Origin of the sequence: Pseudomonas sp. SR18 (assembly GCF_023701505.1) — a bacterium.
GTDB lineage: Bacteria > Pseudomonadota > Gammaproteobacteria > Pseudomonadales > Pseudomonadaceae > Aquipseudomonas > Aquipseudomonas cyclaminis.
In genome coordinates this window covers 335,648-347,899 of the sequence record NZ_JAMQAU010000005.1, presented here as the reverse complement: position 1 = coordinate 347,899, position 12,252 = coordinate 335,648, and the positions used below count along the sequence as shown (strand labels likewise).

Below are 12,252 nucleotides of genomic sequence, written 5' to 3'. Positions count from 1 at the left end.
GGCAAAGCATGAGCCGTAAAGGCGAGTGCTGGGATAACGCCCCGATGGAGCGTTTCTTTGGCAGTTTGAAATCAGAGTGGGTGCCTGAAACGGGCTACAAACTGGAACATGAGGCCCGAGCAGACGTACAGCGCTATGTCTCTCGCTACAACATCAGCAGGCCTCACAGCTATAACGACTACCGGTCGCCGGTCATGAAGGAAAGGTTGGCGGCGTGAACCGTAATCAGTGTCCAAGATTACTTGACCAGTTCAAGCCCCCTCCCACCTTGAATGTGTTCACAGTTCAAAATGTGGGAGGGGGCTTGCCCCCGATGAGGCCAAAACAGGCCCTACAGCCTTAGCCCTTGAACACTTCATCCAACAAGTTGTGCATCGACTGGAACGCCCGCTTGGCGGTCTTCGCGTCGTACATCATCTTGCCCGGCACATTGGCGTGCGGGTCGGTGAAGGAATGCACCGCGCCGCCATAGCTCAGCAATTGCCAATCCACGCCAGCGGCATTCATTTCATCTTCAAACGCTGGCAACTGCTCTTTTGGCACCAACGGGTCGGATGCGCCGTGCAGCACCAGCACCGAGCCCTTGATGTTCTTCGCATCCGCAGGGTTTGGCGTGTCGAGGGTACCGTGAAACGACACAGCAGCCTTCAACGGCGCGCCGGTACGGGCCAGCTCCAGGGAACAGCAACCGCCAAAGCAGAAACCAAAGGTTGCCAGCTTCGAGGTATCCACCGCCGCTTCCGCCTGGCCTTGCAGTTGCGCAAAGGCCGCCTGCATACGCTTGTTCAGTAACGGACGATCATTCTTCAACGGCATCATCGCCGCGCCGGCTTCGTCACCATTCGAGGGGCGCACACTTTGCCCGTACAGATCAGCGATCAGCACCACGTAGCCTTTACCGGCAACGGCCTTGGCGATCTCTTCGGCATCCGCACTCACACCCATCCAGTTCGGCGCCATCAACAAGCCCGGCAACGGGCCCTTGTGGCTGGCATCGAATGCCAGGCGGCTCTCATAAGACTGGCCATCAATCTGATAGACCACGGAACGCACAGTGACTTGGCTCATCATTTACTCCAGTTGAGGTGCAGTAGAACGAAAAAACCCGCCGAAGCGGGTTTTTCTACATCGGGGTCAAACCGACAGTTCAACCAACAGCTTGTTCAGGCGGCGCACATACGCGGCCGGATCCTTGAGGCTGTCGCCAGCGGCCAGGGCCGCCTGGTCGAAGAGGATGTGCGACAGGTCGCCAAACCGCTCTTCGCTCTGCTCGCCGTCGAGTTTCTCGATCAGCGGGTGAGCCGGGTTGAATTCGAAGATCGGCTTGGAATCCGGAACCTTCTGGCCGCTGGCTTCAAGGATCTGGCGCATCTGCATGCCCAGGTCCTGCTCGCCAATGGCCAAAATCGCCGGGGAGTCGGTCAGGCGGTGAGAAACCCGCACTTCGCTGACCGCATCGCCCAGGGCCGTCTTGATCCGCTCAACCAGGCCTTCTTTGGCCTTGGCGACTTCTTCGGCTTCCTTCTTCTCTTCTTCGGAGTCCAGGTTACCCAGGTCCAGGTCACCACGGGCCACGTCGACGAAGGTCTTGCCGTCGAATTCGTTGAGGTAGCTCATCAGCCACTCATCGATACGGTCGGTCAGCAGCAGCACTTCGATGCCTTTCTTGCGGAAGACTTCCAGGTGCGGGCTGTTCTTGACCTGGGCGTAGGTTTCGCCGGTCAGGTAGTAGATCTTGTCCTGCCCTTCCTTGGCACGTGCCAGGTATTCAGCCAGGGACACTACCTGCTCGCCGTCTTCGCCTTGAGTCGAGGCAAAACGCAGCAGGCCGGCGATTTTTTCCTTGTTGGCAAAATCTTCCGCAGGGCCTTCTTTCATGACCTGGCCGAAGTTTTTCCAGAAGCCTTTGTATTGCTCAGGCTCGTTCTTCGCCAGCTTTTCCAGCATGTCGAGGACGCGCTTGGTCAACGCCGACTTCATCGAGTCGATGATCGGGTCTTTCTGCAGGATTTCCCGCGACACGTTCAGCGACAGGTCATTGGAGTCGACCACGCCCTTGATGAAGCGCAGGTACAGCGGCAGGAACGATTCCGCCTGATCCATCACGAAAACGCGCTGCACGTAGAGTTTCAGGCCTTTCGGCGCTTCACGCTGGTACAGATCGAACGGAGCACGGGCCGGCACGTAGAGCAGCGAGCTGTATTCCAGCTTGCCTTCGACCTTGTTGTGGCTCCAGCTCAGTGGGTTTTCGTAGTCGTGGGCGATGTGCTTGTAGAACTCCTGGTATTCCTCGTCCTTCACTTCAGTGCGAGGACGGGTCCACAGGGCGCTGGCACGGTTGACCACTTCCCATTCCTGGGCAGGCGCCTCTTCGCCTTCAGCCGCCGCTTGTTCCTTCGGCAACTCGATCGGCAGAGCGATGTGGTCGGAGTACTTCTTGATGATGTTGCGCAGGCGGTAGCCGTCGGCGAACTCATCTTCAGCGGATTTGAGGTGCAGCACGATGCGGGTGCCACGGTCGGCCTTATCGATGGTGGCGATTTCGAATTCGCCCTCACCCTTGGAGGACCAGTGCACGCCTTGGCTGGCGTCGAGGCCGGCACGGCGGCTGAACACTTCAACCTTGTCGGCAACGATGAAGGCCGAGTAGAAGCCCACGCCGAATTGGCCGATCAGGTGCGAATCTTTCTTCTGGTCGCCCGACAGATTCTTCATGAAATCAGCGGTGCCGGATTTGGCGATGGTCCCCAGGTGGGTGATCGCATCGTCACGGCTCATGCCGATACCGTTGTCTTCGAGGGTGACGGTCTTGGCGTCTTTGTCGAAGCTCACACGGATCTTCAGTTCCGCGCCACCTTCCAGCAACTCAGGCTTGGACAGGGCTTCGAAACGTAATTTGTCGACAGCGTCAGAGGCGTTCGAGATCAATTCGCGAAGGAAAATTTCCTTGTTGGAATACAGCGAATGGATCATGAGGTGCAGCAGCTGCTTCACCTCGGTCTGGAAGCCCAGGGTTTCCTTTTGAGTTTCCACACTCATGGTCATCAAACTCCAATTGGATGGCAGTGGCCGCGCCCTTGAGGGTTGGCGGCGGGTTGTCATCAAAGTTGGGGGCTAAGGCCAGGATTTCAAGGGCGACCGGTTTCCTCGATTTTGAAATGCGCGCGGGCGGTGGCGATGGGTTCTGCCGGGGTGCTCTGCCACGCGGTGATAGCCACATTCGCCACCCGTCGGCCCTGGCGCCAAACCTGACAGGTGGCGTAAGTGTCGCGGAACTGGCCGGCCCGCAGGTAATCCAGGGAAAAATCGATGATTTTCGGCAAGCCCGGCGCACCGGTAAACACCAGCAAGTGCAACACCGCCGCCAGCTCCATAAAGCCTGCAATCACCCCGCCGTGCAGCGCCGGCAATATGGGGTTACCAATGTTGTCTTTGTTGGCGGGCAGGCGAAACAGCAACTCATCACCCAGACGCGTGCATTCAATGCCGATCAGCCTGGCGTAGGGGATCAGCTCCAGCAGCGCTTCATAATTGCCAAGCTCATGGGCCTGTTCCAGGCGCGTCTTGAATCGATGCGTCATGCCTGCTCTCCCTTGATTGCACTGCTCAGGCCTTGGGCACCCTTGAGGCGCTTGCCCATGCGCATGAAGGTGCCTACCACATGGGCGATGGGCTGCTGCGGGTCATCCTGGTAGGCGACGCCACGGGTGAAAATCACATCGGTGGTCACCCGGTAGCATTGGGCGAAGCCATAGACCGGTTTGTGAGGCTCGGCGGTGTGCATGTAATCGATGCGCAGGTCGAGGGTCGGGCACACCTCAAACTCAGGTAATACGCACAAGGTCGCCATGCCACAGGCGGTATCCATCAGGGAGGTCAGCGCACCGCCATGGATCACGCCGGTACGAGGGTCGCCGACGATAGAGGGGCCATAGGGCAAGAGCAATGTCATACCCTCCGGGTTGGCGGCGTGCACGGTAATCCCCAGCACCTGACAATGGCGCAGGGCCGAGACAAAGCGCGTCGCACGCTCTAACAATGGGTTTTCGGTCATTCGGTCTAGACTCTTATTAGCGTTGATCCGCGGAGTAGGCAGTGCGGGTGAAAGTTCCTTGGGGAGCGCTGTTTATATATCTGCGCAATTAAAGGAACTAATGCTGAACCCTCAGGCTCGAAAGGCCAGTAGATATCTTCAATAAGGAGAAACACCCCATGCGCAAGACTTTAGCTATTTCCATGATGCTCGCCGCTGCCCTCGGTCTCGCTGCCTGCGACAAAAAATCCGAAGACAAAGCCCAAGACGCCGCTGCACATTCTGAGCAAGCTCAGAAAGACATGGCGAAGGCTCAGGATAAAGTGAACGACGCTGCGAAAGAAAACGCCGATGCTGCCAAAGCTCAGGCTGAATCGAACGAAGCCGCCGCAAAAGAAGCAGCACCTGCTACTCCAGCCACCGGTTCTTAAGACCGCGGTTTGAAATAGCTTCGCTGTAAAAAGAAGCCCGCTTAAATAGCGGGCTTTTCTTTGCGTGCTGTTTTTATTGGCAGCGTTAATACGCTGAAGTTGACTAAGCCTGCTCTTTGACCGCCTCTGGCACTGGCGTATCAGTCTGCGTATACACCATCACTTGCAGCACGTCGGAATGAAACTCCCGGCGGTACAGCACGACCACTACCCCTGCACTCATCAACATGAATAACCATGGGCTGACAAACCACGCCAGCATGGTCATGCCGAAGTAGTAAGCACGCAGGCCAAAGTTGAACTGGTTGGCGGCCATGGAAATCACCCGCGCCGCCCTCGAAGCAAATGCTTTGCGCTCCTGCTCGGACACCTGGCGCTCACCGATCATTGGCGCCGACCCCACCAGCACTGCCGCGAAGTTGTACTGGCGCATGCACCAACTGAATGTGAAGAAGGCGTAGACGAACACCAGCGCCAGGCACAACAGCTTGATCTCCGACATCCCCTGGGATGCCTGCTGCACCATGGGAATGTCCGCCAACAACGAAACCGCCCGCTCGGACGCGCCGAGCACGGTGAGAATACCGGCAAGGATAATCAACGTGCTGGAGGCAAAGAACGAGGCGTTGCGCTCCAGGTTGCCAATTACGCTGGCGTCGGCGATGCGGTTGTCGCGCAGCAGCATGCGGCGCATCCAGTCTTCGCGATACAGATGCAGCACACTGGCCAGGCACGCTGTGTCCCGGGCCTTCCAGGTCGCATAACGGGTATAGCCGCCCCAACACAGGATGAACCAGAGGGCGGCAAGCAGGTGGACTTGATTGGTTTCGACGAACGACATGCGGGTCCTATTACACGAGATGGTGTGACGAACGCGGTCAACATGTGGGAGCGGGCTTGCTCGCTCCCACACCTACCGTGTTTCACACTTTAGAAGCTTGTCGTCTACTAAGCATAAAAAATGCCCCATATCGATTGATACGGAGCATTTCTGCGCAGCCTTGAAAATGTGTTACGCGATCGCTTCGCTACGCTTGCCGAGCATACGGTCAATGACTACCGCAACCACCAGCACCATCACCGACGGCACCAGCCACGCCAGGCCTTGTTCGCTCAATGGCAGGTTGGCCAACGACGACGGCATCCAGCCAGCCAGGCCAGCGCCCTTGAGGGCGTCAATGCAGCCGAAGATAAACGACACCAGCATCACCGGGCCAACGATGCGGCCCTGCTCCTGCCAGAAGTCTTTGCAGAAGCTCAACGCCACCAGCACGATGCACGGCGGGTAGATCGCGGTGAGCACCGGGATCGAGAAGGCAATCAGCTTGGTAAGGCCCAGGTTGGACACAAACAGCGAGAACAGCGCCAGGATCACTACCAGTGTCTTGTAGGACAACGGCAGGATTTTGCTGAAGTACTCTGCACACGCGCAGGTCAGGCCAACAGCCGTAACCAGGCATGCCAGGGAGATCAACACCGCCAGGAAACCACTGCCCAGGGAGCCGAAAGTGTGTTGCACGTAGGCGTGCAGTACGGCAGCACCATTCGCCGCACCAGCGGCCACTTCGTGACTGCTCGCACCCAGGCGGAACAGGCTGACGTACACCAGCGCCAGGCCCACACCGGCAATCAGGCCCGCGATGATCGCGTAGCGGGTGATCAGCTTTGGCGACTCCACACCACGGGAGCGGATGGCGTTGACGATCACGATGCCAAATACCAGCGCGCCCAGTGTGTCCATGGTCAGGTAACCATTGATAAAACCTTGGGAGAACGGTGCAGCGACATATTCCGGGGTAGCGACGCCCACTTCACCGGCCGGCACGGCAAACGCGGCAATGCCGAGGATGGCGAGCGCGATGATCTTCAGCGGTGCGAGGAAGCGACCCACGGTGTCCAGCAGGCGCCCTGGGTACAGGGACACAAAGAACACCACCAGGAAATACACCGAGCTATAGAGGAACAGCGCCAGCGGGCTTTCGCCGGTCAGCGGCGCCAGGCCTACTTCGAAGGACACGGTCGCGGTACGCGGGGTAGCGAACAGCGGCCCTACCGCCAGATACGCCGCCGCCGCGAGCAGGCCACCGGCGATCTTGCCGATCGGGCTGCTCAACGCATCCATACCGCCGCCGACCTTGGCCAGGGCGATAACGGTGACCACCGGCAAACCCACTGCGGTGACCAGGAAGCCCAATGCTGCCATCCAGACATGAGGCCCGGACTGCAAACCGACGATAGGCGGGAAGATGATGTTACCGGCGCCCACGAACAGGGCAAAGGTCATGAAGCCCAACGCCAGGATATCCTGGCTTTTCAACACTTTCATTTCGGGAAATACCACACTACTGAATCGGAATTTAGAGAGGGATTCCCTGTGGATGAGGGAAATACTGCCAGCCCTGATGGGGGCCGACCGGTCTGGCGCGGGGCTTCCTTTTGGGAGGCGCACGCATAAAGAGGCGGCTATGGTACAGAAATTGGCTGACGAACGCACTGTTGCGGGGCGAACTGTCCGATAAGCGACATCTCTATGTCGCGTTTTCATACTTAATCTGGCAATGCAGATAAATGTGGGAGGGGGCTTGCCCCCGATGGCGAAGTGTCAGTCACTGTATTTGTTAACTGACCCACTGCAATCGGGGGCAAGCCCCCTCCCACATTTTGATCTTTATTAAACCTCAGAAAGCACAAAGGCCACCCGAAGGCGGCCTTTGTGTTGGTGAAGCGTCAGCTAAGCGCGAGGCTTACTTGACAGCCCAACCGGTCAGCTCGGACAAAGCCTTGCCGATGTCTGCCAGCGAACGCACGGTTTTAACGCCTGCGTCTTCCAGGGCAGCAAACTTCTCGTCTGCAGTGCCTTTGCCGCCAGAGATGATTGCGCCAGCATGGCCCATGCGCTTGCCTGCAGGGGCAGTCACACCAGCGATGTAGGAAACAACCGGCTTGGTCACGTGTGCCTTGATGTAGGCAGCCGCTTCTTCTTCAGCCGAACCGCCGATCTCACCGATCATCACGATCGCTTCGGTCTTCGGGTCTTCCTGGAACAGCTTCAGGATGTCGATGAAGTTCGAACCTGGGATCGGGTCACCACCGATGCCGACGCAAGTCGACTGGCCGAAACCGGCGTCAGTCGTCTGCTTCACAGCTTCGTAGGTCAGGGTGCCGGAACGGGAAACGATACCGACTTTGCCTGGCAAGTGAATGTGACCAGGCATGATGCCGATCTTGCATTCGCCTGGGGTGATCACGCCTGGGCAGTTAGGGCCGATCAGGGTAACACCCAGCTCGTCGCACTTAACTTTAGCGTCCAGCATGTCCAGGGTAGGAATGCCTTCGGTGATGCAGACGATCAGCTTGATGCCGCCGAATGCTGCTTCCAGGATCGAGTCCTTGCAGAAAGGAGCTGGAACGTAGATCACGCTGGCGGTGGCGCCAGTGGCAGCTACAGCGTCTTTCACGGTGTTGAACACTGGCAGACCCAGGTGCTCGGTGCCGCCTTTGCCCGGAGTTACGCCACCAACCATCTTGGTGCCGTATTCGATGGCTTGCTGGGTGTGGAAACTACCTTGCGAACCGGTAATACCCTGGCAGATAACTTTGGTGTCTTTATTGATCAGGACGCTCATTATTTGCCCTCCGCAGCTTTGACAACTTGTTGAGCAGCGTCGGTCAGGCTGGTAGCCGCGATGATGTTCAAACCGCTTTCTGCCAGTACTTTAGCGCCCAGTTCAGCGTTGTTACCTTCAAGGCGAACAACAACCGGGATTTTCACGCCGACTTCTTTCACTGCACCGATGATGCCTTCGGCAATCATGTCGCAACGAACGATGCCGCCGAAGATGTTGACCAGTACTGCAGCGACGTTGGAGTCGGACAGGATGATCTTGAACGCTTCGGTAACGCGTTCTTTGGTAGCACCGCCGCCTACGTCGAGGAAGTTGGCTGGTTTGCCGCCATGCAGGTTGACGATGTCCATGGTACCCATGGCCAGGCCAGCACCGTTGACCATGCAACCGATGTTACCTTCCAGGGCTACGTAGTTCAGTTCGAACTTGGCAGCGTGCGCTTCGCGCGGATCGTCTTGCGACGGATCGTGGAAAGTCTTCAGCTTAGGCTGACGGTACATGGCGTTGGCGTCGATGTTGATCTTGGCGTCGAGGCAGTGCAGATCGCCATCAGCCTTGATCACCAGCGGGTTCACTTCCAGCAGGGCCAGATCGTGATCCTGGAACAGTTTGGCCAGACCTACGAAGATCTTGGCGAACTGAGCAACTTGCTTGCCTTCCAGACCCAGCTGGAAAGCCAGCTCGCGACCCTGGAATGGCTGAGCGCCAACCAGTGGATCGATAGTGGCTTTCAGAATTTTTTCTGGGGTTTCTTCGGCGATCTTCTCAATGTCCACGCCACCTTCGGTGGAAGCCATGAACACGATGCGACGGCTCGAACGGTCAACGACAGCGCCCAGGTACAGCTCTTTAGCGATATCAGTGCACGATTCAACCAGGATCTTGGTGACTGGCTGGCCATTGGCATCAGTCTGGTAAGTCACCAGACGCTTGCCCAGCCACTGCTGTGCGAAGGCCTTGGCGTCTTCTTTGCTGCGAACCAGCTTAACGCCGCCCGCTTTACCGCGACCACCTGCGTGGACCTGGGCTTTGACAACCCACTCGGTACCACCGATTTTGTCGCAGGCTTCTGCTGCTGCTTCCGGGGTGTCTACTGCGTAGCCCTTGGAAACTGGCAGGCCGTATTCAGCGAACAGCTGCTTACCCTGATACTCGTGAAGATTCATGCTTTTTACCGTCTTCGTTAGGTACTGCGCATTCGGCGCTGCGCTCATTATGAGTGCCGCGCCACCTGTGACTGCTGCTTGCGCAACTTGCTGGGCTTATGGCCCGTAAAGCTGCGCAAGACTGCGTCCAGCGGATATTCCGCGGTGAGTCTTGCGCGCAAGGCTCACGACGGGCAACTCCGCCGTGGTTTCTTATTATCTCGCTTAGCGCTTCTTACGGTTGGCGATGTGGATGGCGCCGCCATTCACCGCCAACGCTGCTTCGTGCAACGCTTCGGACAGGGTCGGATGGGAGAAGACCATCATGCCCAAGTCCTCGGCACTGGTGCCGAATTCCATACCGATCGCGCCTTGCTGAACCAGTTCTGCAGCGCTCGGGCCAATCACGTGGACGCCCAATACGCGGTCAGTCTTGGCATCAGCGATGACTTTGACAAAACCACCGGTGTCGTTGGCTGCCATGGCACGGCCAGACGCAGCAAACGGGAAGGTGCCGACGTTAACTTCAACGCCTTCAGCTTTCAACTGCTGTTCGTTCTTGCCGACCCATGCAATTTCCGGGTGGGTGTAGATAACCGATGGGATCAGGTCGTAGTTCATCTGGGTTTTGTGGCCCTTGATGCGCTCGACAACCATGATGCCTTCTTCGGACGCCTTGTGCGCCAGCATCATGCCGCGAACCACGTCGCCGATGGCGTAGACGCCAGGAACGGTAGTCGCGCAGTGATCGTCAACGTGGATGAAACCGCGCTCGTCCATGTTCACGCCGCTGTCGGAAGCCAGCAGGTCGGTGGTCACCGGACGGCGACCCACGGCTACGATCAGCTTGTCGAACGTGATGGTCTGCTCGCCGTCTTTGTCGGTGTAGGTCACAACGACTTCTTCGCCGTTGACCTTGGAACCGGTAACGCGGGCGCCCAGCTTGATGTCCAGACCTTGTTTGGTCAGGGTTTTCAGCGCTTCCTTGGACACTGCGGTGTCGGCAGCCAGCAGGAACGTGTCCAGGGCTTCCAGCACAGTGACTTCGGAACCCAGACGGGACCAGACCGAACCCAGTTCCAGGCCGATTACGCCAGCGCCGATCACGCCCAGACGCTTAGGAACCGCTTGGAATTCCAGGGCGCCGGTCGAATCAACGATCACGTTCTGGTCAACTGGAGCCGGTGGAATGTCGATTGGGCGCGAACCTGGAGCCAGGATCACGTTCTCGGCTTCGATGACTTCTACGGAACCGTCAGGCTTGGTGATTTCAACTTTCTTGCCGGCCAGCAGTTTGCCGTGGCCTTGCAGGGAAGTGACGCCGTTGGCCTTGAACAAGGTCGCAACGCCGGAAGTCAGGCCTTTAACGATGTTGGCTTTACGGCCGACCATTGCTGGCACGTCCATGGTCACGCCAGCATGGTTGATACCGTGGATCGCGAAGCCGTCTTGGGCTTCGTGGAATTTCCAGGAGCTGTCCAACAGCGCCTTGGAAGGAATGCAACCAACGTTCAGGCAGGTACCGCCCAGTGCCAGTTTGCCTTCCTTGTCGGTGTATTTTTCGATGCAAGCAGTCGAGAGGCCCAGTTGTGCGGCCTTGATGGCGGCAACATAGCCGCCAGGACCTGCACCAATCACTACAACGTCAAATTTCTGCGACATGAAAATAGTTCCTCTATTTAGCAGCAAGCTTTCAAGCCACACGCCCCAGGTCAAGCCGCCCTATTCTGGCGGCCAGCCCGGAGCCTGCAGCTGCTTCTATCAGATATCCAGCAGCAGACGAGCCGGGTCTTCCAGCAGGTTCTTGATGGTCACCAGGAAAGTCACGGCTTCTTTACCATCGATCAGGCGGTGATCGTAAGACAGTGCCAGGTACATCATTGGGCGGATCACGACTTGGCCGTTGATGGCCATCGGACGCTGGATGATGTTGTGCATGCCCAGGATCGCGGCTTGCGGCGGGTTGACGATCGGGGTCGACATCATCGAACCGAAGGTACCACCGTTGGTGATGGTGAAGGTACCACCGGTCATCTCGTCGATGGTCAGCTTGCCGTCACGGGCTTTCTTGCCGAAGCCGGCGATGCCGCCTTCGATTTCAGCCAGGCTCATCAGCTCGGCGTTACGCAGAACCGGTACCACCAGGCCACGGTCGCTGGACACGGCAACGCCGACGTCTGCATAGCCATGGTAAACGATGTCGCCGCCGTCGATGGAAGCGTTGACTGCCGGGAAGCGCTTCAGCGCTTCAGTGGCCGCTTTCACGAAGAACGACATGAAGCCCAGGCGCACGCCGTTATGAGACTTCTCGAACAGATCCTTGTACTTCGAACGCAGGGCCATGACTTCGGTCATGTCGACTTCGTTGAAAGTGGTCAGCATCGCCATGTTCGACTGTGCTTCAACCAGGCGCTTGGCCACGGTTGCACGTACGCGGGTCATCGGCACGCGCTTCTCGGTGCGGTCGCCAGCAGCGAACACAGGAGCGGCGGCAGCTGGAGCAGCAGCCTTGGCAGGCGCGGCAGCCGGAGCGTTTTTCTTGGCTTCAACAGCAGCAACCACGTCTTCCTTGGTCACGCGGCCGTCTTTGCCGGTGCCTTTGATGGAAGCCAGGTTGACGCCATTTTCTTCAGCCAGCTGACGTGCAGCCGGTGCAGCGATTGGATCTTCGCCACCCGCAGCCGGAGCAGCCGCTGGAGCCGAAGCAGCAGCCGGTGCAGCGGCGGCAGGAGCAGCAGCGCTGCCCGCTTCGATCGAGCCCAGTACCTGGTTGGACAGGACGGTGGCGCCCTCTTCAGCAACGATTGCGCCCAGTACGCCGTCAGCCTCGGCCAACACTTCCAGAACGACTTTGTCGGTCTCGATGTCGACGATCAGGTCATCACGCTTTACAGCGTCGCCTGGTTTCTTGTGCCAAGTGGCAACGGTGCCATCGGCAACCGATTCCGGGAATGACGGGGCTTTGATTTCGATAGCCATTATCTGTGGGTCCTTAAAATTCGGTTTCAGTCAGCGCG

Annotated in this window: 12 protein-coding genes; 2 read left to right on the top strand and 10 right to left on the bottom strand. The window is 58.1% G+C overall.

The window, feature by feature from the left end; all coding sequences use genetic code 11:
* Nucleotides 1–218: integrase core domain-containing protein (locus NDJ82_RS11055; protein ID WP_158877464.1), on the top strand; the 218-nt coding region annotated here is incomplete at its 5' end.
* A gap of 121 nt (nucleotides 219–339) precedes the next feature.
* Here the strand turns inward: NDJ82_RS11055 and NDJ82_RS11050 are convergent.
* The 4 genes from NDJ82_RS11050 to NDJ82_RS11035 all read right to left on the bottom strand — a co-directional run bounded on the left by NDJ82_RS11050 (nucleotide 340) and on the right by NDJ82_RS11035 (nucleotide 4,054).
* On the bottom strand, nucleotides 340–1,068 hold the full coding sequence (locus NDJ82_RS11050) for a dienelactone hydrolase family protein (RefSeq protein ID WP_099586736.1): 729 nt from the start codon (nucleotides 1,066–1,068) through the stop codon (nucleotides 340–342).
* Nucleotides 1,069–1,134: 66 nt separating this feature from the next.
* Nucleotides 1,135–3,039 (bottom strand): molecular chaperone HtpG, encoded by a 1,905-nt coding sequence (htpG, locus tag NDJ82_RS11045; RefSeq protein ID WP_099586833.1) that lies wholly within the window; start codon nucleotides 3,037–3,039, stop codon nucleotides 1,135–1,137.
* Nucleotides 3,040–3,128: 89 nt separating this feature from the next.
* Nucleotides 3,129–3,581, bottom strand: a complete 453-nt coding sequence (locus NDJ82_RS11040) for a PaaI family thioesterase (RefSeq protein ID WP_250925439.1) — start codon at nucleotides 3,579–3,581, stop codon at nucleotides 3,129–3,131.
* Nucleotides 3,578–4,054, bottom strand: a complete 477-nt coding sequence (locus tag NDJ82_RS11035) for a PaaI family thioesterase (protein WP_112194322.1) — start codon at nucleotides 4,052–4,054, stop codon at nucleotides 3,578–3,580. Before NDJ82_RS11035 ends, NDJ82_RS11040 begins: the two co-directional genes overlap by 4 nt.
* A 158-nt stretch (nucleotides 4,055–4,212) precedes the next feature.
* On the opposite strand from NDJ82_RS11035, the gene NDJ82_RS11030 reads away from it, so the two are divergent.
* Complete coding sequence (locus NDJ82_RS11030; protein ID WP_010211724.1) at nucleotides 4,213–4,464, top strand: hypothetical protein; 252 nt, start codon at nucleotides 4,213–4,215, stop codon at nucleotides 4,462–4,464.
* Between the two features lie 103 nt (nucleotides 4,465–4,567).
* Here the strand turns inward: NDJ82_RS11030 and NDJ82_RS11025 are convergent, their stop codons facing one another.
* From NDJ82_RS11025 to odhB, 6 genes are all read right to left on the bottom strand, one after another.
* Nucleotides 4,568–5,305 carry a DUF599 domain-containing protein gene (locus NDJ82_RS11025; RefSeq protein ID WP_099586739.1) on the bottom strand — a complete coding sequence of 246 codons (738 nt, stop codon included), beginning with the start codon at nucleotides 5,303–5,305 and terminating at the stop codon, nucleotides 4,568–4,570.
* 171 nt (nucleotides 5,306–5,476) lie between these two features.
* On the bottom strand, nucleotides 5,477–6,790 hold the full coding sequence (gene brnQ / locus NDJ82_RS11020; RefSeq protein ID WP_158877332.1) for a branched-chain amino acid transport system II carrier protein: 1,314 nt from the start codon (nucleotides 6,788–6,790) through the stop codon (nucleotides 5,477–5,479).
* 418 nt (nucleotides 6,791–7,208) lie between these two features.
* Nucleotides 7,209–8,090: a succinate--CoA ligase subunit alpha gene (gene sucD / locus NDJ82_RS11015; RefSeq protein ID WP_010166265.1), complete on the bottom strand. Its 882-nt coding sequence runs from the start codon at nucleotides 8,088–8,090 to the stop codon at nucleotides 7,209–7,211.
* A complete protein-coding gene (gene sucC, locus NDJ82_RS11010; protein WP_003210567.1) occupies nucleotides 8,090–9,256 on the bottom strand; it encodes an ADP-forming succinate--CoA ligase subunit beta in 1,167 nt (388 codons plus the stop codon). Before sucC ends, sucD begins: the two co-directional genes overlap by 1 nt.
* 204 nt (nucleotides 9,257–9,460) lie before the next feature.
* Nucleotides 9,461–10,897 (bottom strand): dihydrolipoyl dehydrogenase, encoded by a 1,437-nt coding sequence (lpdA, locus tag NDJ82_RS11005; RefSeq protein ID WP_099586741.1) that lies wholly within the window; start codon nucleotides 10,895–10,897, stop codon nucleotides 9,461–9,463.
* Nucleotides 10,898–10,996: 99 nt separating this feature from the next.
* A complete protein-coding gene (odhB, locus tag NDJ82_RS11000) occupies nucleotides 10,997–12,214 on the bottom strand; it encodes a 2-oxoglutarate dehydrogenase complex dihydrolipoyllysine-residue succinyltransferase (protein ID WP_250925438.1) in 1,218 nt (405 codons plus the stop codon).
* Nucleotides 12,215–12,252: the final 38 nt, after the last annotated feature.